This is a genomic window from Agrobacterium sp. RAC06 (assembly GCF_001713475.1).
Taxonomy (GTDB): Bacteria; Pseudomonadota; Alphaproteobacteria; order Rhizobiales; family Rhizobiaceae; genus Allorhizobium.
On the sequence record NZ_CP016499.1, the window covers coordinates 1,005,304 to 1,025,269 of the forward strand.

At 59.4% G+C, this 19,966-nt stretch carries 27 protein-coding genes; 1 reads left to right on the forward strand and 26 read right to left on the reverse strand.

Translation table 11 applies throughout. The features are described from left to right. Positions 1 to 200: 200 nt before the first annotated feature. The 25 genes from rplO to rpsL all read right to left on the reverse strand — a co-directional run bounded on the left by rplO (position 201) and on the right by rpsL (position 14,720). Complete coding sequence (gene rplO, locus BSY240_RS04775; RefSeq protein WP_069041579.1) at positions 201 to 680, reverse strand: 50S ribosomal protein L15; 480 nt, start codon at positions 678 to 680, stop codon at positions 201 to 203. Between the two features lie 16 nt (positions 681 to 696). After that, positions 697 to 906, reverse strand: coding sequence for a 50S ribosomal protein L30 (rpmD, locus tag BSY240_RS04780; RefSeq protein WP_006728669.1), 210 nt, complete (start codon positions 904 to 906; stop codon positions 697 to 699). A gap of 14 nt (positions 907 to 920) precedes the next feature. After that, positions 921 to 1,490: a 30S ribosomal protein S5 gene (rpsE, locus tag BSY240_RS04785; protein WP_054150973.1), complete on the reverse strand. Its 570-nt coding sequence runs from the start codon at positions 1,488 to 1,490 to the stop codon at positions 921 to 923. Between the two features lie 143 nt (positions 1,491 to 1,633). Further along, positions 1,634 to 1,996 (reverse strand): 50S ribosomal protein L18, encoded by a 363-nt coding sequence (gene rplR / locus BSY240_RS04790; RefSeq protein WP_054150972.1) that lies wholly within the window; start codon positions 1,994 to 1,996, stop codon positions 1,634 to 1,636. A 12-nt stretch (positions 1,997 to 2,008) separates the two neighbouring features. After that, positions 2,009 to 2,542: a 50S ribosomal protein L6 gene (gene rplF, locus BSY240_RS04795; RefSeq protein ID WP_006728672.1), complete on the reverse strand. Its 534-nt coding sequence runs from the start codon at positions 2,540 to 2,542 to the stop codon at positions 2,009 to 2,011. Between the two features lie 43 nt (positions 2,543 to 2,585). Beyond that, complete coding sequence (gene rpsH / locus BSY240_RS04800; protein ID WP_006728673.1) at positions 2,586 to 2,984, reverse strand: 30S ribosomal protein S8; 399 nt, start codon at positions 2,982 to 2,984, stop codon at positions 2,586 to 2,588. A gap of 12 nt (positions 2,985 to 2,996) precedes the next feature. Further along, complete coding sequence (gene rpsN / locus BSY240_RS04805) at positions 2,997 to 3,302, reverse strand: 30S ribosomal protein S14 (RefSeq protein ID WP_054150971.1); 306 nt, start codon at positions 3,300 to 3,302, stop codon at positions 2,997 to 2,999. A gap of 33 nt (positions 3,303 to 3,335) precedes the next feature. Further along, entirely contained in the window at positions 3,336 to 3,893 is a 558-nt protein-coding gene (gene rplE / locus BSY240_RS04810) for a 50S ribosomal protein L5 (protein ID WP_054150970.1), read from the reverse strand. After that, on the reverse strand, positions 3,886 to 4,194 hold the full coding sequence (gene rplX / locus BSY240_RS04815; protein ID WP_054150969.1) for a 50S ribosomal protein L24: 309 nt from the start codon (positions 4,192 to 4,194) through the stop codon (positions 3,886 to 3,888). The genes rplE and rplX overlap by 8 nt, the downstream gene beginning before the upstream one ends. A 14-nt stretch (positions 4,195 to 4,208) precedes the next feature. Continuing rightward, on the reverse strand, positions 4,209 to 4,577 hold the full coding sequence (rplN, locus tag BSY240_RS04820; RefSeq protein WP_006728677.1) for a 50S ribosomal protein L14: 369 nt from the start codon (positions 4,575 to 4,577) through the stop codon (positions 4,209 to 4,211). A 229-nt stretch (positions 4,578 to 4,806) separates the two neighbouring features. Then, positions 4,807 to 5,043, reverse strand: a complete 237-nt coding sequence (gene rpsQ, locus BSY240_RS04825) for a 30S ribosomal protein S17 (RefSeq protein WP_054150968.1) — start codon at positions 5,041 to 5,043, stop codon at positions 4,807 to 4,809. A 12-nt stretch (positions 5,044 to 5,055) separates the two neighbouring features. Further along, positions 5,056 to 5,256 (reverse strand): 50S ribosomal protein L29, encoded by a 201-nt coding sequence (rpmC, locus tag BSY240_RS04830; RefSeq protein WP_006728679.1) that lies wholly within the window; start codon positions 5,254 to 5,256, stop codon positions 5,056 to 5,058. Between the two features lie 11 nt (positions 5,257 to 5,267). Then, a complete protein-coding gene (gene rplP, locus BSY240_RS04835; RefSeq protein ID WP_006728680.1) occupies positions 5,268 to 5,681 on the reverse strand; it encodes a 50S ribosomal protein L16 in 414 nt (137 codons plus the stop codon). A gap of 39 nt (positions 5,682 to 5,720) precedes the next feature. Further along, positions 5,721 to 6,452 (reverse strand): 30S ribosomal protein S3, encoded by a 732-nt coding sequence (gene rpsC / locus BSY240_RS04840; RefSeq protein WP_054150967.1) that lies wholly within the window; start codon positions 6,450 to 6,452, stop codon positions 5,721 to 5,723. Then, positions 6,452 to 6,841 carry a 50S ribosomal protein L22 gene (gene rplV, locus BSY240_RS04845; RefSeq protein ID WP_054150966.1) on the reverse strand — a complete coding sequence of 130 codons (390 nt, stop codon included), beginning with the start codon at positions 6,839 to 6,841 and terminating at the stop codon, positions 6,452 to 6,454. Before rplV ends, rpsC begins: the two co-directional genes overlap by 1 nt. Before the next feature lie 2 nt (positions 6,842 to 6,843). Next, positions 6,844 to 7,122 (reverse strand): 30S ribosomal protein S19, encoded by a 279-nt coding sequence (gene rpsS / locus BSY240_RS04850; protein WP_006728683.1) that lies wholly within the window; start codon positions 7,120 to 7,122, stop codon positions 6,844 to 6,846. A 15-nt stretch (positions 7,123 to 7,137) separates the two neighbouring features. After that, positions 7,138 to 7,974 carry a 50S ribosomal protein L2 gene (gene rplB / locus BSY240_RS04855; RefSeq protein WP_006728684.1) on the reverse strand — a complete coding sequence of 279 codons (837 nt, stop codon included), beginning with the start codon at positions 7,972 to 7,974 and terminating at the stop codon, positions 7,138 to 7,140. Between the two features lie 17 nt (positions 7,975 to 7,991). Beyond that, on the reverse strand, positions 7,992 to 8,285 hold the full coding sequence (locus BSY240_RS04860) for a 50S ribosomal protein L23 (protein WP_006728685.1): 294 nt from the start codon (positions 8,283 to 8,285) through the stop codon (positions 7,992 to 7,994). Further along, the gene (gene rplD / locus BSY240_RS04865; RefSeq protein ID WP_054150965.1) at positions 8,282 to 8,902 is read right to left on the reverse strand and encodes a 50S ribosomal protein L4; all 621 of its coding nucleotides are present in this window, start codon (positions 8,900 to 8,902) and stop codon (positions 8,282 to 8,284) included. The genes BSY240_RS04860 and rplD overlap by 4 nt, the downstream gene beginning before the upstream one ends. Before the next feature lie 13 nt (positions 8,903 to 8,915). After that, entirely contained in the window at positions 8,916 to 9,554 is a 639-nt protein-coding gene (gene rplC, locus BSY240_RS04870) for a 50S ribosomal protein L3 (protein ID WP_006728687.1), read from the reverse strand. 172 nt (positions 9,555 to 9,726) lie between these two features. Continuing rightward, on the reverse strand, positions 9,727 to 10,035 hold the full coding sequence (gene rpsJ, locus BSY240_RS04875) for a 30S ribosomal protein S10 (RefSeq protein WP_009109911.1): 309 nt from the start codon (positions 10,033 to 10,035) through the stop codon (positions 9,727 to 9,729). A gap of 376 nt (positions 10,036 to 10,411) precedes the next feature. Continuing rightward, the gene (gene tuf / locus BSY240_RS04880) at positions 10,412 to 11,587 is read right to left on the reverse strand and encodes an elongation factor Tu (protein ID WP_069041580.1); all 1,176 of its coding nucleotides are present in this window, start codon (positions 11,585 to 11,587) and stop codon (positions 10,412 to 10,414) included. 72 nt (positions 11,588 to 11,659) lie between these two features. Then, complete coding sequence (gene fusA, locus BSY240_RS04885) at positions 11,660 to 13,759, reverse strand: elongation factor G (protein WP_054149590.1); 2,100 nt, start codon at positions 13,757 to 13,759, stop codon at positions 11,660 to 11,662. A 32-nt stretch (positions 13,760 to 13,791) separates the two neighbouring features. Continuing rightward, positions 13,792 to 14,262 carry a 30S ribosomal protein S7 gene (gene rpsG / locus BSY240_RS04890; RefSeq protein WP_006728778.1) on the reverse strand — a complete coding sequence of 157 codons (471 nt, stop codon included), beginning with the start codon at positions 14,260 to 14,262 and terminating at the stop codon, positions 13,792 to 13,794. Between the two features lie 86 nt (positions 14,263 to 14,348). Then, positions 14,349 to 14,720, reverse strand: coding sequence for a 30S ribosomal protein S12 (rpsL, locus tag BSY240_RS04895; protein ID WP_003507760.1), 372 nt, complete (start codon positions 14,718 to 14,720; stop codon positions 14,349 to 14,351). A gap of 509 nt (positions 14,721 to 15,229) precedes the next feature. Between rpsL and BSY240_RS04900 the strand changes: the two genes are divergently transcribed. After that, complete coding sequence (locus BSY240_RS04900) at positions 15,230 to 15,523, forward strand: hypothetical protein (RefSeq protein WP_054149591.1); 294 nt, start codon at positions 15,230 to 15,232, stop codon at positions 15,521 to 15,523. Between the two features lie 201 nt (positions 15,524 to 15,724). Here the strand turns inward: BSY240_RS04900 and rpoC are convergent, their stop codons facing one another. After that, positions 15,725 to 19,936 (reverse strand): DNA-directed RNA polymerase subunit beta', encoded by a 4,212-nt coding sequence (gene rpoC / locus BSY240_RS04905; RefSeq protein ID WP_054149592.1) that lies wholly within the window; start codon positions 19,934 to 19,936, stop codon positions 15,725 to 15,727. Positions 19,937 to 19,966: the final 30 nt, after the last annotated feature.

The following is a 19,966-nucleotide window of genomic DNA, read 5'->3' on the forward strand; positions in this document are numbered from 1 at the left end:
TCGAAACCGGAGGCTATTCGTTCAAACTGTTTTTAAGAAAACAGGGCGCGGGAGAAGTTGCGAACAACCGCATGCCTCACACTCGTGTTTTCCAGATGACCCGGAAGACGAAACGACGTCCATTCCGTCCTGGGATCGTGAGGCTCACATATGGGAGCAAAATCGCCCGGTGTGAAGCACCCCGGGCGATTGTCTTTCACTTATTCAGCGGCTTCCTTGGCTGCTTCGAGCAGCTTGATGGAACCGCCGGCCTTTTCGATCTTCTCGACGGCTGCCTTGGAGGCGCCGGCGACTTCGATCGTGACCTTGGCCTTCAGTTCGCCATCGGAGAGCACGCGCACGCCGTCCTTGGTGCGACGGATCACGCCGGCTGCCTTGAGCGAAGCGGCATCAACCGTTGCCTTGGCGTCGAGCTTGCCAGCATCGATCGCGGTCTGAATACGGCCGAGCGAAACGGTGACGTATTCCGATGCGAAGATGTTGTTGAAGCCGCGCTTCGGCAGACGACGGTAGATAGGCATCTGACCGCCTTCGAAGCCGTTGATGGCAACGCCAGAACGAGCCTTCTGACCCTTGACGCCGCGACCACCGGTCTTGCCCTTGCCAGAACCGATACCGCGACCTACGCGGATACGTTCCTTGGAAGCGCCTTCGTTGTCTTTGATTTCATTCAGTTTCATGATGACTTCCCCCGTCTCACTTCTCGTCGACGACGCGAACGAGATGCTGGACAGCACGGATCATGCCACGAACGGAAGGTGTATCTTCCAGGGTGCGGACCCGGTGCATCTTGTTGAGGCCCAGACCAACCAGCGTTGCGCGCTGGACAGCCGGACGGCGAATAGGCGAACCGATCTGCTCGACCGTGATCGTCTTTGCTTCAGTCTTCTTCGTAGCCTTGGCCATGGATCAGACTCCTCTTATTCTTCAGCTGCGTTGCCAGAAGCAGCGCGGCGAGCCTGGAGGGTAGCATACTTCAGACCACGCTGAGCAGCGACGTCCTTCGGATGCACCTGGTGCTTCAGGGCGTCGAAGGTAGCGCGAACCATGTTGTACGGGTTCGACGAACCGGTCGACTTGGCGACAACGTCGGACATGCCGAGCGTTTCGAACACGGCGCGCATCGGACCACCGGCGATGATACCGGTACCGGCCTTGGCGGAGCGCAGCAGAACCTTGCCGGCGCCGTGGCGGCCATTGACGTCGTGATGCAGCGTACGGCCGTCACGCAGGGGAACGAAGATCAAGTCGCGCTTTGCAGCTTCGGTCGCCTTGCGGATGGCTTCCGGCACTTCACGTGCCTTGCCATGACCGAAGCCTACACGGCCCTTCTGGTCGCCGACGACGACGAGGGCTGCGAAGCCGAAACGACGGCCGCCCTTGACGACCTTGGCGACGCGGTTGATGGCGACCAGCTTGTCGACAAACTCGCTATCGCGCTCTTCACGGTTCTGACGGTCATCCCGCGAACCACGCTTTTCTTGTGCCATTGTCCTTTTCCTTTTTCTTTTCCGGGTGCAATCGGCAGATTACGCAAAGTTCCACCCTGCCCTGTCGGGTCAAGGTGGAATCCGGTGTGACCGGCATAAAGCCGGAAATCCACCCGGACGCAAGCCCGGGTGGAAATTCAGTCTTAGAAGGTCAGACCACCTTCACGCGCCGCTTCGGCGAGAGCCTTGATGCGGCCGTGATAGATGAAGGCGCCACGGTCGAAGACAACTTCGTTCACGCCAGCCTTGACGGCGCGCTCGGCAACCAGCTTGCCAACGGCAGCAGCTGCTGCGATGTCGGCTCCGGTCTTGAGCTCGGCCTTCAGGCCACCATCGAGGGTCGAGGCAGCCGCAAGGGTCTTGCCAGCGACGTCGTCGATGATCTGAGCGTAGATGTTCTTCGAAGAGCGATGTACCGACAGACGCGGACGGCCATTTGCCACCGCCTTGATCTGACGCCGTACGCGGTTCGCACGGCGAACAAGTGCTTCTTTTCTGCTTGCCATTTCGCGCGATCCTTACTTCTTCTTGCCTTCTTTGCGGACGATCCGCTCTTCGGCATACTTGACGCCCTTGCCCTTGTAGGGCTCCGGACCGCGATATTCGCGGATCTCGGCGGCAACCTGGCCGACCTGCTGCTTGTTGATGCCGGACACGATGATTTCGGTCGGCTTCGGAACAGCAATCGAGATGCCAACCGGCGGCTCATAGACGACATCATGGCTGAAGCCGAGTGCCAGCTGCAGGTTCTTGCCCTGAAGCGACGCACGGTAACCAACGCCGTTGATTTCGAGCTTGCGCTCGTAACCGTCCTTAACACCCTTCAGGATGTTTTCGATCATCGTGCGGGACATGCCCCACTTCGAACGAGCATCCTTGGAGTCGTTGTTCGGCTGAACGACAACAGCGTTGTCTTCGAGCTTCACGGAGATTTCGTCGTTTGCGACGAAGAAAAGTTCACCCTTCGGGCCCTTGACGGAGACCTTCTGGCCTTCGACAGAGGCGGTCACACCAGCCGGAACCGGAACGGGCTTCTTACCGATACGAGACATAGTTTTTATCCTGTCTGTTCGCTATGGAGATCACCTGCCCGTCTTAGAAGACGGAGCAGAGTACCTCACCACCAACGTTCTGTTCGCGAGCCTGGTGATCGGCCATCACACCCTTCGGAGTCGAAAGGATGGTGATGCCGAGGCCGTTCGCGACCTGCGGGATGGACTTAACCGAGACATAAACTCGGCGGCCCGGCTTGGATACGCGGCCGATTTCGCGAATGACCGAAGAACCTTCGTAGTACTTCAGTTCGATCGTGATCTCGGACTTGCCATTGTCGTAATCGACCTGGCTGTAGCCACGGATGTAGCCTTCGGCCTGCAGAACGTCGAGAACGCGGGCACGGAGCTTGGAGGCCGGGGTGGTGACAGAGCTCTTGCGGCGAGCGGCACCATTCCGGATACGGGTGAGCATATCGCCCAACGGATCAGTCATCGTCATATTGGCGTCTCCTTACCAGCTCGACTTCACAACGCCCGGCACCTTGCCGGTGTTGCCAAGCTCACGAAGCGCGATACGCGACATTCCAAGCTTGCGGTAGAATGCACGCGGACGACCAGTGACTTCGCAACGGTTGCGAATACGGGTCTTGGAGCCATCGCGCGGCAGTTCTGCCAGCTTCAGGGTGGCCTTGAACCGCTCTTCAATCGAAAGAGACTGGTTCATGATGATCGCCTTGAGCCCGGCGCGCTTTGCGGCCTGGTTTGCGACGATCTTGCGGCGGCGCTTGTTCTTTTCAACTGCGCTTGTCTTCGCCATATTGAAGTTCCTCTTCTACGCTCGTCGTTACGGTTACTGACGGAACGGGAAGTTGAACTCTTTCAGAAGAGCCCGAGCTTCGTCGTCGTTGGTCGCCGTCGTGCAAACGATGATGTCCATGCCCCACATCTGATCAACCTTATCGTAGTTGATCTCCGGGAACACAATGTGCTCCTTGATGCCCATGGCGAAGTTGCCACGGCCGTCAAAGGACTTCGGGTTCAGGCCGCGGAAGTCGCGAACGCGCGGAAGCGCGATGTTGACCAGGCGGTCCAGGAACTCATACATGCGGGCGCCGCGCAGGGTGACCTTTGCGCCGATCGGCATGTGCTCGCGAACCTTGAAGCCAGCGATCGAGTTGCGGGCCTTGGTGATGACCGGCTTCTGGCCGGCGATCGCAGCAAGGTCAGCAGCAGCAACGGTGGGCTTCTTGGAGTCGGCAGTTGCCTCACCCACGCCCATGTTGATGACGATCTTGTCCAGCTTCGGGATCTGCATCTCGTTGGCGAAGGAGAACTGCTCCTGCATCGCCTTGCGGATGCGGTTTACGTATTCAACCTTGAGCCGCGGCTCGTACTTGGACTCAGCCATCGATCACTTCTCCCGAACGCTTGGCCACACGAACCTTCTTGCCGTCGACGACCTGGAAACCGACGCGGGTCGGCTTGCCGTCCTTGTCGACGATCGCGATGTTCGACAGATGGATCGAAGCTTCCTTGCTGATGATGCCGGCTTCCGCGGTCTGCGTCTGGCGCTGGTGGCGCTTGACAACATTGATGCCACGGACGACCGCACGGTCTTCCTTCGGCATGACCTGGAGGACTTCGCCCGAACGGCCCTTGTCCTTGCCAGCGAGTACGACGACCTTGTCGCCCTTACGAATCTTGTTCATCGCTCGTCGCTCCCTTACAGTACTTCCGGAGCCAGCGAGATGATCTTCATGTGGTTCTTGGCGCGAAGTTCGCGCGGAACCGGTCCGAAGATACGGGTGCCGATGGGCTCTTTCTTGTTGTCGATAAGAACAGCTGCGTTGTTATCGAATCTGATGACGCTGCCGTCGGCGCGACGGATGTCCTTGGCGGTGCGCACGACAACCGCCTTCATCACGTCACCCTTCTTCACGCGGCCGCGCGGAATGGCTTCCTTGATCGAAACGACAATAATGTCGCCGATGGAAGCGTACTTGCGCTTGGAGCCGCCCAGCACCTTGATGCACATGACACGACGTGCGCCGGAATTATCCGCCACGTCGAGGTTAGTCTGCATCTGAATCATGTCAGGTCGCCTTCTTGTTGTAACCCGAACGGTTGGGCCGAGGCCCCCTATTCCGGCTTATGATAAATTTCTGGTGTGCGCGGGAAGACAAATACAGGGTGGTTTCCCATATGGGACCTTCCGTGCGCTCAAAGCAAAAGAACGCCCGATTCCGAGCGTTCTCAGCCAGTGGCCTGCTTCATACAGATTTCTGCGCAAGGTGCAAGCCCTTGCGCAGGAAGTCCGTAAATTAAGCCTGGGCGGTGATAACCGTCCAGCACTTGTCCTTGGAGATCGGAGCGCATTCCTGGATGGAAACGACGTCACCGGTCTTGAACTGATTGTTTTCGTCATGTGCCTTGTACTTCTTGGACCGGCGAACGGTCTTCTGAAGCAGAGGATGGGCGAATCGACGCTCAACGCGAACAACGATGGTCTTGTCGTTCTTATCGCTGACAACTACGCCCTGCAGAATGCGTTTCGGCATATTTCTCGGTCCTTAGGCCTTGGCTTCTGCCGCCTTCTGGCGGGCAATGGTTTTCACGCGTGCGATGTCACGACGGACTTCCTGAATACGGGAAGACTTCTCGAGCTGGCCGGTGGCCTTCTGGAAGCGCAGGTTGAACTGCTCCTTCTTCAGCTTTGCAAGCTCGTCGTTCAGCTGGTCAGCGCTCATGGCGCGTACGTCTACGGCTTTCATCGACTTGATCCTCACTCTGCAATGCGCTGTACGAAGCGCGTCGTGACAGAGAGCTTGGCGGAACCGAGGCGGAGAGCCTCGCGCGCGATCTCTTCCGATACGCCGTCGATCTCGAACATGATACGGCCGGGCTTGACCTTGCATGCCCAGTATTCGACCGAACCCTTACCCTTACCCATACGAACTTCGGTCGGCTTGGCCGTGACCGGAACGTCAGGGAATACGCGGATCCACACGCGACCAGCACGCTTCATGTAGCGGGTGATCGCACGACGGGCTGCTTCAATTTCGCGAGCGTTCACGCGGTTCGGTTCCAGAGCCTTCAGGCCGAATTCACCGAATGCCAGATCAAAACCGCCCTTGGCGACGCCCTTGATGCGGCCCTTGAACTGCTTGCGGTACTTTGTACGCTTTGGCTGCAACATTTTCTTACTTCTCCGAGCTTATCTTTCGCCAGCGTTCAATCAAGCGTTCTCGCGGCGACGGTCGCCACGATCACCGCGTTCGCGGCTTGCGGGACCCTGGGCATCGCCCTCCATCGCACGGCGTTCCGATGCCATCGGATCGTGCTCGAGGATTTCGCCCTTGAAGATCCAGACCTTCACGCCGCAGATGCCGTATGCGGTTTCGGCTTCAGCCGTACCGTAATCGATGTCTGCACGCAGGGTGTGGAGCGGAACGCGACCTTCGCGGTACCATTCGGTACGAGCGATTTCGGCACCACCGAGACGGCCGGCGCAGGTGATCTTGATGCCTTCGGCACCGAGACGCATGGCCGACTGAACGGCGCGCTTCATGGCGCGACGGAATGCAATACGACGCTCGAGCTGCTGGGTGATCGACTGAGCAACGAGCGTTGCGTCGACTTCCGGCTTGCGCACTTCAACGATGTTGAGGTGGGTTTCCGAGTTGGTCATCGAGGAGATCTTCTTGCGAAGCTTCTCGATGTCTGCACCCTTCTTGCCGATGATCAGACCCGGGCGAGCCGAGTGGATCGTGACGCGGCACTTCTTGTGCGGACGCTCGATGACAACCTTGGCGATGCCGGCCTGCTTCAGCTCGTCCATCAGATACTTGCGGATCTTCAGGTCTTCGTGGAGCAGCTTGCCGTATTCGGCGTTGTCGGCGAACCAACGGCTATCCCAGGTGCGATTGATCCCGAGGCGGAAGCCAATCGGATTGATTTTCTGACCCATTATGCGGCCTCCCCTTTGGCTTCGACTTCACGCACCACGATGGTGAGGTGCGAGAACGGCTTTTCGATGCGCGATGCGCGGCCGCGGCCACGAGCGTGGAAACGCTTCATGGTGATCGACTTGCCAACATAGGCTTCGGCGACGACCAGCTGGTCGACGTCGAGGTCATGGTTGTTCTCGGCGTTGGCGATCGCAGACTCGAGAGTCTTGCGAACGGTCGCGGCGATACGCTTGCGGGAGAATTCCAGCTCAGCGAGAGCGCGCTCGACCTTCTTGCCGCGGATGAGCGCGGCAACCAGGTTGAGCTTCTGGGGGCTGACGCGGATCGTGCGGGCGACTGCCTGCGCTTCGTTGTCCTTGAGCCGGCGTTCGGTTTTAGCCTTGCCCATCGTTACTTCCTCTTCGCCTTCTTGTCCGCACCGTGACCGTAATAGGTCCGGGTGGGAGCGAATTCACCAAACTTGTGTCCGACCATGTCTTCGTTGACCGAGACGGGCACATGCTTCGAGCCGTTGTAAACGCCGAAGGTGAGACCTACGAACTGCGGCAGGATGGTAGAGCGACGGCTCCACATCTTGATCACTTCACTGCGGCCGGTCTCGCGAACCTTCTCAGCCTTCTTGAGAAGATAGCCGTCGACGAACGGGCCTTTCCATACTGAACGAGCCATTTCTGACTACCTCTCTTACTTCTTCTTCAGGTGGCGCGAACGCATGATGAACTTGTCAGTCGACTTGTTCGAGCGAGTCCGCTTGCCCTTGGTCGGCTTACCCCACGGGGAAACCGGGTGACGACCACCGGATGTGCGGCCTTCACCACCACCGTGCGGGTGGTCGACTGGGTTCATGACGACACCGCGGTTGTGCGGGGTCTTGCCGCGCCAACGGGTACGACCGGCCTTGCCGTCGTTGGTGTTGCCGTGGTCCGGGTTGGAAACGGCGCCGATGGTTGCCAGGCAGGAGCCCGGAACCAGACGCTGCTCACCCGAGTTCAGGCGCAGGATTGCCATGCCGGCATCGCGGCCGACCAGCTGGACGTAGGTGCCAGCCGAACGTGCAATCTGACCGCCCTTGCCAGGCTTCATCTCGACGTTGTGGACGATCGAACCGACCGGGATGTACTGCAGCGGCATGGTGTTGCCGGGCTTTACGTCGACAGCCTTTTCCGATGCGATGACCTTGTCGCCGGCAGCGATGCGCTGCGGAGCAAGGATGTAGGCCTGCTCGCCGTCGGTGTAGGTGACGAGAGCGATAAAGGCCGAACGGTTCGGGTCGTATTCCAGGCGCTCGACGGTGCCTTCGACGTCGAACTTGCGACGCTTGAAGTCAACCAGACGATAGGTGCGCTTATGACCACCACCGATGAAGCGAGCGGTGATGCGACCGTAGTTGTTACGGCCACCGCTCTTCGAGAGACCTTCCGTCAGCGCCTTGACCGGCTTGCCCTTCCAGAGGCCAGAGCGGTCGACGATGACCAGCTGACGCTGGCTGGGGGTCGTCGGATTGTAGCTTTTCAATGCCATTGTTCTTGTTCCCTACCTCAGACGCCCGTCGACACGTCGATGGACTGACCTTCGGCGAGCGTCACGACGGCTTTCTTGACGTCCTTCTGCTTGCCGGCGAAGCCGCGGAAACGCTTGGTCTTGCCCTTGCGGACGAGCGTATTGACGGCGGTGACCTTGACGCCGAAGAGGGCTTCGACAGCAGCCTTGATTTCCGGCTTGCTTGCACCCTTGGCGACGTTGAAGACGACCTGGTTGAACTCAGACACCATGGTCGACTTTTCCGTGATCGACGGAGATACGATCACATCATAGTGGCGAAGATCCGTCATTTGAACCGCTCCTCCAGAGCTTCCACCGCAGCCTTGGAAAGCACGAGCTTGCCACGGCGCAGGATGTCATAAACGTTGATGCCCTGAACCGGCAGAACATCGATGTTCGGGATGTTCGAAGCGGCGAGCTTGAAGTTGCTGTCGATTTCGGCGCCGCCGATGACGAGAGCGTTGGTGAGGCCGAGCGAGGCGAAGCTACCGACGAGCAGCTTGGTCTTGGCTTCAGCCGCAACCAGGTTGTCGACGATGATCACGTCTTCCGACTTCATCTTGGCAGAGAGAGCGTGGCGCAGAGCGAGCGCACGAACCTTCTTCGGCAGATCATGAGCGTGGCTGCGAACAACCGGGCCATGAGCCTTACCACCGCCGCGGAACTGCGGAGCGCGGGCCGAATGGTGACGAGCACGACCGGTGCCCTTCTGCTTGTACATCTTGGAGCCAGTGCGGGAAACTTCCGAACGGCCCTTGGTCTTGTGCGTACCGGCGCGCTTCTTGGCGAGCTGGTAGCGGATCATGCGAGCGATCAGGTCTTCGCGGGGCTCAAGGCCGAAGATTTCGTCCGACAGAGAAAGCTTGCCGGCGTCCTTGCCCTCGAGGGTCTTGACGTTCAATTCCATGTGCTTGGCTCCCTTACTTCGCCGACTTCACGGCGTCGCGGACGATGATCCAGGAACCCTTGGAGCCGGGAACGGCGCCCTTCACAAGGATAAGACCACGATCTTCATCGGTCGAAACGACTTCGAGGTTCTGGGTGGTGACGCGCGTCTGGCCCATGTGACCAGCCATGCGCTTGCCCTTCCAGACCTTGCCCGGATCCTGGTTCGAACCGGTCGAACCATGCGAGCGGTGCGAAACGGAAACACCGTGGGTCGCACGAAGACCACCGAAGTTGTGACGCTTCATGGCACCGGCGAAACCCTTACCGATCGTCGTGCCCGTGACGTCGACCAGCTGGCCGGCTTCAAAATGGCTCGCGGTCAGCTGTGCGCCGACATCGATGAGGTTGTCTTCGGAAACGCGGAATTCAACGAGCTTGGCCTTGGGCTCAACGCTCGCAGCTGCGAAGTGACCACGAAGGCCCTTCGACGTGTTCTTGACCTTCGACGTACCGGCACCGAGCTGAAGCGCGACATAGCCGTTCTTGTCGGCCGTGCGCTGAGCCACGACCTGTACGTTATCCAGACGCAGAACTGTTACCGGGATATGTTCGCCGGCGTCGTTATAGACGCGGGTCATTCCCACTTTCTGTGCAATCACACCTGAACGCATTGGTTCATTCCTCTTGAGAGTCGCGGCCGGGAAAAGTGATCCAGGCCTTTCCTCTTTGTTTAAGGATTCCACTCAGGCCCTTCCGAACCATCGGGTTTCCCGTTTCGAGAAGTCGTTGGCAGGTCTTGCCACGTACCTTCCTTGTTATTACGGCTCTCGCCGGAATTTCTTCTTAGAGCTTGATCTCGACGTCAACGCCGGCAGCCAGGTCGAGCTTCATCAGCGCGTCCACGGTCTGCGGGGTCGGGTCTACGATGTCGAGCAGGCGCTTATGCGTGCGCATTTCGAACTGTTCGCGGCTCTTCTTGTCGACGTGCGGCGAACGGTTGACGGTAAATTTTTCAATGCGTGTCGGGAGCGGTACCGGGCCGCGAACGCTTGCACCGGTGCGCTTTGCCGTCTGCACGATCTCGCGCGTGGAGGCATCGAGAACCCGGTGATCAAACGCCTTCAGGCGGATGCGGATATTCTGGCCGTTCATTCGACTTGTCCTTGTTTCTTTTCTTGCGTCCCGCATACGCAGAGACAGTGAATTACCATGACTGGCCGGCCCCTAATTTTCAAAAATCACAGCAGCACCGCGGGGTGCCCCTGTCACTCTCTTCATTCATGAGGAGCCCTGCCGAACTCAGCCCGTCACCAGGCCTTGAAATCTGCAGCGCTGAGAACCGCGGTGCAAATCACCGTGCGATTCTGATCGTGGCCGGCGACATACACCGCAATCGGCCTCTCGTCAATCCGCCCGACTGGACGAATTGGCGACATGCGCGCTGTCTGCATGACTGGCTTGCACCAATCAGCAGACGGAAACGAAAAGCGGCCCCGGGCTTGTGGCCCAGGGCCGCCATCTCAATCGATTACTCGATGATCGAAGCGACGATGCCGGCGCCGACGGTACGGCCGCCTTCGCGGATCGCGAAGCGCAGCTTTTCTTCCATCGCGATCGGAACGATCAGCTCGACTTCAACCGTGACGTTGTCGCCCGGCATAACCATTTCCGTGCCTTCCGGAAGCGACACGATGCCGGTCACGTCCGTCGTGCGGAAGTAGAACTGAGGACGATAGTTGGTGAAGAACGGCGTATGACGGCCGCCTTCTTCCTTCGTCAGGATGTAGGCTTCTGCCATGAACTTCTTGTGCGGCTTGACAGAGCCGGGCTTGCACAGGATCTGGCCACGCTCAACCGCATCGCGGGTCACGCCACGCAGAAGTGCGCCGATGTTGTCGCCAGCCTGGCCCTGATCGAGCAGCTTGCGGAACATTTCAACGCCCGTGCAGGTCGTCTTCGTCGTCGGACGGATGCCGACGATTTCGATTTCTTCGCCGACCTTGACGATACCGCGCTCGACGCGACCCGTCACAACCGTACCACGGCCAGAGATCGAGAACACGTCTTCGATCGGCATCAGGAACGGCTGGTCGATCGGACGCTCAGGCGTCGGGATGTAGGCGTCAACCTGAGCCATCAGCTCGCGGATCGCGTCTTCACCGATCGTCTTGTTCGAGTCTTCCAGAGCGGCCAGAGCCGAACCCTTGACGACCGGGATGTCGTCGCCCGGGAAGTCGTAGGACGACAGAAGTTCGCGAACTTCGAGTTCAACGAGCTCGAGCAGTTCGGCGTCGTCGACCTGGTCAACCTTGTTGAGGAAGACGACGATCGCGGGAACGCCAACCTGACGGGCGAGCAGGATGTGCTCGCGGGTCTGCGGCATCGGGCCGTCAGCGGCCGAGCAAACCAGGATCGCGCCGTCCATCTGCGCTGCACCGGTGATCATGTTCTTGACGTAGTCGGCGTGGCCGGGGCAGTCGACGTGCGCGTAGTGACGGGCAGGCGTCTCATACTCGACGTGCGCCGTCGAGATGGTGATGCCGCGTGCCTTTTCTTCCGGAGCGGCGTCGATCTGGTCATAGGCCTTGAACTCACCGAAATACTTGGTGATCGCTGCCGTCAGAGACGTCTTGCCGTGGTCGACGTGGCCGATCGTGCCGATGTTGACGTGCGGCTTGTTGCGCTCAAACTTACTCTTTGCCATTTTCGGCTCTCCATTTTCTGGTCCCCGTCAGGGGAAATTCACAAATTCAATTGAATGGGCGGGGTATCCCGGTCACTTCTGACCGGAATACTTTGCCTGGATTTCAGCAGCAACGTTCGACGGGACCGGTGCGTAGTGATCGAAGGTCATCGAGTACTGTGCGCGGCCCTGCGACATGGAGCGCAGGTTGTCGACGTACTTGAACATGTTGGCGAGCGGGACGTGAGCATTGATCACGATCGCGATGCCGCGCTGTTCCTGGCCCTGGATCTGACCGCGACGCGAGTTCAGGTCGCCGATGACGTCGCCGACATAGTCTTCCGGCGTCACAACTTCGACCTTCATCATCGGCTCGAGCAACTGTGCGCCGGCCTTCTTGGCTGCTTCACGGAAGCAGGCACGCGATGCGATTTCGAAGGCGAGAACCGAGGAGTCGACGTCGTGGAAGGCGCCGTCGATGAGGGTCGCCTTGACGCCCAGCATCGGGAAGCCCGCGAGCGGACCAGACGACAGAACGCTTTCGATACCCTTCTGAACGCCCGGGATGTATTCCTTCGGAACAGCACCGCCGACGATCTTCGACTCGAACTTGAAGTCTTCGCCTTCCGGGTTCGGTTCGAAGACGAGCTTGACGCGCGCGAACTGACCGGTACCACCGGACTGCTTCTTGTGCGTGTAGTCTTCTTCGTGCGTCTTCGTGATGGTTTCGCGATAAGCAACCTGCGGCGCACCGACGTTGGCTTCAACCTTGAACTCGCGACGCATGCGGTCGACGAGGATGTCGAGGTGAAGTTCGCCCATGCCGGCGATGATGGTCTGGCCGGATTCCTGGTCGGTCTTGACGCGGAAGGACGGGTCCTCGGCAGCGAGGCGATTGAGCGCGAGGCCCATCTTTTCCTGGTCGCCCTTGGACTTCGGCTCGATCGCGATCTGGATGACCGGCTCGGGGAATTCCATGCGCTCGAGGATAACCGGCTTCAGGGGATCGCAGAGCGTATCACCCGTCGTGGTTTCCTTGAGGCCGGCGAGAGCAACGATGTCGCCTGCAAAGGCTTCTTCGATGTCTTCACGGCTGTTGGAATGCATCTGCAGCATGCGGCCGACGCGCTCGCGCTTGTCCTTGACCGTGTTCAGAACCGACACGCCCTTTTCGAGCTTGCCCGAATAGATGCGTGCGAAGGTGAGCGAACCGACGAAGGGGTCGTTCATGATCTTGAACGCGAGCATGGCGAGGGGCTCGGCATCGTCAGCATGACGCTCGATCTCGGCTTCCGTCTTGAAGTCGATACCCTTTATCGCCGGGATGTCCAGCGGCGAAGGCAGGTATTCGACGACGGCGTCGAGCAGCGGCTGAACGCCCTTGTTCTTGAAGGCGGTACCGCAGAACATCGGATGGAACTTGACGTCGATGGTGCCGCGGCGAACCAGGGCACGGATCTTGTCGTTATCCGGCATGATGCCGTTCAGGTAGTCTTCCATCGCCTGTTCGTCGATCTCGACAACCGTCTCGATCAGCTTCTCGCGATATTCTTCGGCCTTGTCCTTCAGGTCGTCCGGGATCTCGACAACGTCCCAGGCAGCGCCGAGGGACTCGTCACGCCAGACGAGAGCGTTCATCTCGATCAGGTCGACAACGCCCTTGAACTCGGACTCAGCGCCGATCGGGAGCTGCATGACAACTGCGGTGGCGCCGAGACGGGTCTTGATCATTTCTACCGAGCGGTAGAAGTCAGCACCGGTCTTGTCCATCTTGTTGCAGAAGATCATCCGCGGGACGTTGTACTTTTCAGCCTGACGCCAGACGGTTTCGGTCTGCGGCTCAACGCCGGCATTGGCGTCGAGAAGGGCTACTGCACCGTCGAGAACGCGCAGCGAACGCTCGACTTCGATGGTGAAGTCAACGTGGCCGGGGGTGTCGATGATGTTGAAGCGGCGCATCTTGCCGTCGCGACCCTTCCAGAAGGTCGTCGTGGCAGCGGAGGTGATCGTGATGCCACGCTCCTGCTCCTGCTCCATCCAGTCCATGGTGGCTGCGCCGTCATGAACTTCGCCGATCTTGTGCGACTTACCGGTGTAGTAAAGGATACGCTCGGTGGTCGTGGTCTTGCCGGCGTCAATGTGCGCCATGATGCCGAAGTTGCGGTAGTCTTCGATTTTATATTCGCGAGCCATAACGGACTGCCTTTCGATATTCGATCGGTTGATTACCAGCGGTAATGCGAGAAGGCGCGGTTTGCATCGGCCATCTTGTGGGTGTCTTCGCGCTTCTTGACGGCGCTACCGCGGTTGTTCGCTGCGTCGAGCAGCTCGCCGGAAAGGCGGTCGACCATAGTGGTCTCGTTGCGCTTGCGGGCAGCAGTGATCAGCCAGCGGATCGCGAGAGCCTGACGGCGCTCCGGACGAACGTCGACCGGGACCTGGTAGGTCGCACCACCAACGCGGCGCGAGCGGACTTCAACATGCGGCGCGACGTTGTCGAGCGCCTGATGGAAGATCGCAATCGGTTCCTGCTTGGACTTGTTCTGAACGACGTCGAAGGCACCGTAGACGATGCTTTCAGCGACCGACTTCTTGCCGTGAAGCATGATGGCGTTCATGAACTTGGTGACGACGAGATCGCCGAACTTCGGGTCCGGATTGATTTCGCGCTTTTCTGCACTGTGGCGACGGGACATACTATTTGTCTCTCAACGGTTAGGGACGCTTCATCACGCGGAGAACCTCGCGCAGCGCCGGTATCTTGTGGATGAAGGACCGAAGCTTACTTCGGACGCTTCGCACCGTACTTCGAACGGCGCTGCTTACGGTTCTTGACGCCCTGGGTGTCGAGAACGCCGCGGATGATGTGGTAACGAACGCCCGGCAAGTCCTTTACGCGGCCGCCACGGATCATGACGACAGAGTGTTCCTGCAGGTTGTGACCTTCACCCGGAATGTAGCCGATGACTTCGAAGCCATTGGTCAGGCGGATCTTGGCAACCTTACGGAGAGCCGAGTTCGGCTTCTTCGGGGTCGTGGTGTAGACGCGGGTGCAAACGCCACGCTTCTGCGGGTTTTCCTGCAGAGCAGGAACCTTATTGCGCTTTACCTGTGCCTGACGCGGCTTGCGGATCAGCTGGTTTACGGTAGGCATATACCCATCCCTTGCAAAATCTAGTCTCAAGCCCTTTCAGGCCCTGGTGGTTTGCCGTTTCCGGCGGCGGCCGCACAGTTTTCTTCATGCGCAAAATGTGGCCCGACCCGTTTTCGCGGATGGACCACAAAAGACAGAGGACGCACTGCAAGAGTGCGTCGTGCGAGCAGCATTTGTGTCGTCAACGTGCGTTTGGAGACCTGTTTGAGATGAACTTCAGGACGAGTCGTCCCGAAAAATGCGATCTCACATGGGCTCCGATGGCCGGGGTACTACTGTTTTCCCCCCTGAACGTCAAGTCACATCTCACAATTAATGGCCTGAGCCCCCTGCCCGGCCGGGAGTCTGGCCGTTTCCGCACGGGAAAACGGAGATGCGAAGACGATTTGGCTTGGCTTGCGCCGCGAAACTTCTAGATAGGTAGAGACAGAGGGTCAACCGCCCTTACCGTCTGGTCGAATCGGCCGAGGCGAAAGAATCGTTCCGCCACAACAGGAAGACCAGGCGCCATGATCACCAGCCCCGACAATGACAACAACCGCGACGAGCCCATGGTGTTCATCGTCATCGCCAAGGCCTATGAGACCGAAGGCGGCCAGCCGATCGATCTGCACGTCATGCTGACCGCCCCCGACGATGACACGGCCGTGCGTCTCACGCTGAACGCGCTCTCGGAAGAAGGCTTCCTGGAAGCCGATCTCGACCAGATCGGCATGATCACGGGTGCGCCCGACGAAGAGCCGCATGCCTCAGCCTATCAGGGCGCGCTCGAAGGCGAAGTCGCGATCATCCGTTTCGCCTGAGATTACACCCACACAGCCGCTGAGCCAGAGGCCGGTCCCATCGACCGGCCTTTTTCGTTGCGTGTTTCAGGACGCATGCTCGTGGCGACGGCAGCCGAAAGCGTGGCTGACGCCCACCCTCCCGCCAAGAGCCGGAATGAAAAGACCGCCCGGAGATGGCTCCGGGCGGTCTTTCTAGGTTCAGAACGGTCCAGCTTCCGATTACTCGGCAGCAGGCGCGCTTTCGCCAGCGAGGTTCTGCAGCATCGGCGTTGCGACATCTGCGCCGGTGCCCTTCTTGCGTTCCTCGAGGATGAGGTCGTCGCGAGACGTGGCGATGCGGCGGATCTGCGTCATGGTACCACCGGTACCGGCCGGGATCAGGCGGCCAACGATGACGTTTTCCTTCAGACCCTGCAACGTGTCGGTCTTGCCGGCGATCGCAGCTTCCGTGAGAACCTTGGTGGTTTCCTGGAAGGATGCGGCCGAGATGAACGACGGCGTCTGCAGCGAGGCCTTGGTGATGCCGAGAAGGACCGGATCGCCGTATGCCGGCTTCTTGCCCTCTTCGACCAGGCGGTCGTTGTTGTCGTCGAGCTCGATGCGGTCGACGTTGTCACCCACGATGTAGTGGCTGTCGCCCGCGTCGGTGATCTCGACCTTCTGCAGCATCTGGCGAACGATCACCTCGATGTGCTTGTCGTTGATCACAACGCCCTGCAGACGGTAAACTTCCTGGATTTCGTTGACCAGGTACGAGGCAAGTGCCTCGACGCCCTTGATCGCCAGGATGTCGTGCGGAGCCGGGTTACCGTCGAGGATGTAGTCACCCTTTTCGATGTAGTCGCCTTCCTGAAGGTGGAAGGGCTTGCCCTTCGGGATCAGGTATTCGACAGGCTCGACACCGTCTTCAGCCGGCTCGATGATGACGCGACGCTTGTTCTTGTAGTCGCGGCCGAGGCGGATCGTACCATCGATCTCAGCGATGATGGCATGGTCCTTCGGACGACGGGCTTCGAACAGTTCGGCAACGCGCGGCAGACCACCGGTGATGTCCTTGGTCTTGGCGCTTTCCAACGGCGAACGTGCAAGCACGTCACCCTGAGAAACCTTCTGACCAGGCTCGACCGAAAGGATCGCTTCAACCGACAGCTGGAACCGGGCTTCGCCACCACGGGCAACCTTCAGAACATTGCCGCTGGCATCCTTGATGACGATTGCCGGCTTGAGGTCCGTACCGCGCGGGGTCGAACGCCAGTCGATAACCTGACGCTTGGTGATGCCGGTCGACTCGTCGGTGGCTTCGAGCACCGAGATACCGTCGACGACGTCCTCGAAATGCACGATACCCTCGACTTCCGTCATGATCGGGCGTGTGTACGGATCCCACTCGGCCAGACGCTGGCCGCGCTTCACCTTGTCGCCATCGTCGACGAAGACCTTCGAACCATAGGCCACGCGCTGAGACGAACGCTCAACGCCACGCTCGTCCAGGATCATCACCGCCATGGAGCGACCCATGGCGATCAGGGTGCCATCGGAATTGCGCAGCATGTTGCGGTTCTTGATCTGCACCGTACCTTCGTACGAGGCCTCCAGGAACGACTGGTCGACCACGGTCGCGGTACCGCCCAAGTGGAAGGTACGCATGGTAAGCTGGGTGCCCGGCTCACCGATCGACTGTGCGGCGATAACACCGACGGCTTCGCCCATGTTGACGGGCGTACCGCGTGCAAGGTCGCGGCCGTAGCAGATCGAGCAAACGCCGGTCTGAACTTCGCAGGTCAGGGCCGAACGGATGCGGATCGACTGGATACCAGCCTTTTCGATCTCGATGACATCGGGCTCAAGGATCATCTTGCCGGCATCGACGATGCGCTCACCCGTGATCGGATGATCGATATCATCGAGGGCCGTACGACCGAGAACGCGGGCACCGATGGAGGCAACCACCTGACCGGCATCGACGATCGCCGTCATGGTGAGGCCCTTGTCGGTGCCGCAATCCACGAGGTTGACGATGCAATCCTGGGCCACGTCGACGAGACGACGGGTCAGGTAACCGGAGTTCGCGGTCTTCAGAGCGGTGTCTGCGAGGCCCTTACGGGCACCGTGGGTCGAGTTGAAGTACTCGTTAACGGTCAGGCCTTCCTTGAAGTTCGAGATGATCGGTGTCTCGATGATTTCGCCCGACGGCTTGGCCATGAGGCCACGCATGCCGCCCAGCTGACGCATCTGGTTCGGTGAACCACGAGCACCCGAGTGAGACATCATGTAGATGGCGTTCATCGGCTTCTGGCGGTTGGTTTCCGGATCGAACTCGACAGCCTTAATGCGGGCCATCATGTCTTCGGCGACCTTTTCAGTGGCCTTGCCCCAAGCGTCGACGACCTTGTTGTACTTCTCGCCCTGAGTGATCAGGCCGTCGTTGTACTGCTGCTCGTATTCCTTGACCAGCGTTTCGGTGTCGCCAACGATCTTCGCCTTGGTTTCCGGGATGATCATGTCGTCCTTGCCGAACGAAATGCCAGCCTTGCAGGCGTGGGTGAAGCCGAGCTGCATGATGCGGTCGCAGAAGATGACCGTGTCCTTCTGGCCGCAATGGCGGTAGACCGTGTCGATCATCTTGGAGATGTTCTTCTTGGTCATTTCCTGGTTGCAGGTCTCGAAGGGCACGTTGACGTTCTTCGGCAGAAGTTCGCCGATGATCATGCGACCAGGCGTGGTCTCATAGATCTTCGATACCGGGTTGCCCTCGGCGTCGACGGTCTTGAAGCGGCCACGGATCTTGGCGTGCAGCGTGACGACCTTGTTCTCCAGAGCGTGGTGCAGTTCGCCCATGTCGGAGAAGGCCATGCCTTCGCCCGGCTCGTTCTGGTTCTGGATCGACAGATAGTACAGGCCGAGAACCATGTCCTGCGACGGAACGATGATCGGCTGACCGTTGGCCGGGTGCAGGATGTTGTTCGTCGACATCATCAGGACGCGGGCTTCGAGCTGAGCTTCGAGCGACAGCGGCACGTGAACGGCCATCTGGTCACCATCGAAGTCGGCGTTGAAGGCCGTGCAGACGAGCGGGTGCAGCTGGATGGCCTTGCCTTCGACCAGGATCGGTTCGAAGGCCTGGATGCCCAGGCGGTGCAGCGTCGGTGCGCGGTTCAGCAGGACCGGATGCTCGCGGATGACCTCGTCGAGGATATCCCAGACTTCCGGCTTTTCCTTTTCAACCAGCTTCTTCGCCTGCTTGACGGTCGAGGAGTAACCCTTGGCGTCCAGGCGGGCGTAGATGAACGGCTTGAACAGTTCGAGCGCCATCTTCTTCGGCAGGCCGCACTGGTGCAGCTTCAGTTCCGGACCTGTTACGATGACCGAACGACCGGAATAGTCGACGCGCTTGCCGAGCAGGTTCTGACGGAAGCGGCCCTGCTTGCCCTTGAGCATGTCGGACAGCGACTTCAGCGGACGCTTGTTGGCGCCGGTGATGACGCGGCCACGGCGGCCGTTGTCGAAGAGCGCGTCTACAGATTCCTGCAGCATGCGCTTTTCGTTGCGGATGATGATGCCCGGAGCGCGCAGTTCGATCAGGCGCTTCAGACGGTTGTTACGGTTGATGACGCGACGATAGAGATCGTTCAGGTCAGACGTCGCGAAGCGGCCGCCATCGAGCGGGACCAGCGGGCGCAGGTCCGGCGGGATGACCGGAACGACCTTCATGATCATCCATTCCGGACGGTTGCCCGACTCCATGAAGTTCTCGACGATCTTCAGGCGCTTCATCAGCTTCTTCTGCTTGAGATCCGAGGTGGTCTCGGCAAGCTCAGCGCGCAGATCGCCAGCGATCTTCTCGAGGTTCATCGAGGCCAGCATCTCGTATATGGCTTCAGCGCCGATCATGGCGGTGAACTGGTCTTCGCCGAACTCGTCGACGGCCATCATGTACTCTTCTTCAGAGAGCAGCTGGTTTTCCTTGAGCGAGGTCAGGCCCGGCTCGGTCACGATGTAGTTCTCGAAGTAGAGAACGCGCTCGACATCCTTCAGCGTCATGTCCAACAGCGTGGAGATGCGCGACGGCAGCGACTTCAGGAACCAGATATGGGCGACCGGGGCTGCGAGCTCGATGTGGCCCATGCGCTCGCGGCGAACGCGCGACAGCGTAACTTCGACGCCGCACTTTTCGCAGATGATGCCCTTGTACTTCATGCGCTTGTACTTGCCGCACAGGCATTCGTAGTCCTTGATCGGTCCAAAGATACGCGCGCAGAAGAGGCCGTCACGCTCGGGCTTGAACGTGCGGTAGTTGATGGTTTCCGGCTTCTTGATCTCGCCGTAGGACCACGACAGGATCTTTTCCGGGCTCGCGATCGAGATCCGGATGGAATCGAAGTGCTGAGCCGGCACTGTCGGGTTGAAAAGGTTCATGACCTCTTGGTTCATGCCTGTCTCCTTGATGGGGCTAAAAAGCCC

Excerpts from the sequence above, each read along its gene's own strand:
- rplV (WP_054150966.1), bottom strand. The coding sequence starts at position 6,841 with ATGGGCAAGGCTAAAACCGAACGCCGGCTCAAGGACAACGAAGCGCAG.
- rpsN (WP_054150971.1), bottom strand. The coding sequence starts at position 3,302 with ATGGCGAAGACAAGCGCAGTTGAAAAGAACAAGCGCCGCCGCAAGATC.
- fusA (WP_054149590.1), bottom strand. The coding sequence starts at position 13,759 with ATGGCTCGCGAATATAAAATCGAAGACTACCGCAACTTCGGCATCATG.
- rplD (WP_054150965.1), bottom strand. The coding sequence starts at position 8,902 with ATGGAATTGAACGTCAAGACCCTCGAGGGCAAGGACGCCGGCAAGCTT.
- rplB (WP_006728684.1), bottom strand. The coding sequence starts at position 7,974 with ATGGCATTGAAAAGCTACAATCCGACGACCCCCAGCCAGCGTCAGCTG.
- rplO (WP_069041579.1), bottom strand. The coding sequence starts at position 680 with ATGAAACTGAATGAAATCAAAGACAACGAAGGCGCTTCCAAGGAACGT.
- rplC (WP_006728687.1), bottom strand. The coding sequence starts at position 9,554 with ATGCGTTCAGGTGTGATTGCACAGAAAGTGGGAATGACCCGCGTCTAT.
- rpsE (WP_054150973.1), bottom strand. The coding sequence starts at position 1,490 with ATGGCACAAGAAAAGCGTGGTTCGCGGGATGACCGTCAGAACCGTGAA.
- rplR (WP_054150972.1), bottom strand. The coding sequence starts at position 1,996 with ATGGCAAGCAGAAAAGAAGCACTTGTTCGCCGTGCGAACCGCGTACGG.
- rpsS (WP_006728683.1), bottom strand. The coding sequence starts at position 7,122 with ATGGCTCGTTCAGTATGGAAAGGCCCGTTCGTCGACGGCTATCTTCTC.
- rpsL (WP_003507760.1), bottom strand. The coding sequence starts at position 14,720 with ATGCCTACCGTAAACCAGCTGATCCGCAAGCCGCGTCAGGCACAGGTA.
- rpoC (WP_054149592.1), bottom strand. The coding sequence starts at position 19,936 with ATGAACCAAGAGGTCATGAACCTTTTCAACCCGACAGTGCCGGCTCAG.
- rpsC (WP_054150967.1), bottom strand. The coding sequence starts at position 6,452 with ATGGGTCAGAAAATCAATCCGATTGGCTTCCGCCTCGGGATCAATCGC.
- rpsH (WP_006728673.1), bottom strand. The coding sequence starts at position 2,984 with ATGACGATGACTGATCCGTTGGGCGATATGCTCACCCGTATCCGGAAT.
- BSY240_RS04860 (WP_006728685.1), bottom strand. The coding sequence starts at position 8,285 with ATGACGGATCTTCGCCACTATGATGTGATCGTATCTCCGTCGATCACG.
- rplX (WP_054150969.1), bottom strand. The coding sequence starts at position 4,194 with ATGAACAAGATTCGTAAGGGCGACAAGGTCGTCGTACTCGCTGGCAAG.
- rplP (WP_006728680.1), bottom strand. The coding sequence starts at position 5,681 with ATGTTGCAGCCAAAGCGTACAAAGTACCGCAAGCAGTTCAAGGGCCGC.
- rpsJ (WP_009109911.1), bottom strand. The coding sequence starts at position 10,035 with ATGAACGGCCAGAATATCCGCATCCGCCTGAAGGCGTTTGATCACCGG.
- rplE (WP_054150970.1), bottom strand. The coding sequence starts at position 3,893 with ATGGCTGAGTCCAAGTACGAGCCGCGGCTCAAGGTTGAATACGTAAAC.
- tuf (WP_069041580.1), bottom strand. The coding sequence starts at position 11,587 with ATGGCAAAGAGTAAGTTTGAGCGCAACAAGCCGCACGTCAACATCGGC.
- rplF (WP_006728672.1), bottom strand. The coding sequence starts at position 2,542 with ATGTCTCGTATCGGTAAGAAGCCCGTTCCGGTTCCGGCTGGTGTGACC.
- rpsQ (WP_054150968.1), bottom strand. The coding sequence starts at position 5,043 with ATGCCGAAACGCATTCTGCAGGGCGTAGTTGTCAGCGATAAGAACGAC.
- BSY240_RS04900 (WP_054149591.1), top strand. The coding sequence starts at position 15,230 with ATGATCACCAGCCCCGACAATGACAACAACCGCGACGAGCCCATGGTG.
- rpmD (WP_006728669.1), bottom strand. The coding sequence starts at position 906 with ATGGCCAAGGCTACGAAGAAGACTGAAGCAAAGACGATCACGGTCGAG.
- rpsG (WP_006728778.1), bottom strand. The coding sequence starts at position 14,262 with ATGTCCCGTCGCCACAGTGCAGAAAAGCGCGAAATCAATCCGGACCCG.
- rpmC (WP_006728679.1), bottom strand. The coding sequence starts at position 5,256 with ATGAAAGCCGTAGACGTACGCGCCATGAGCGCTGACCAGCTGAACGAC.
- rplN (WP_006728677.1), bottom strand. The coding sequence starts at position 4,577 with ATGATTCAGATGCAGACTAACCTCGACGTGGCGGATAATTCCGGCGCA.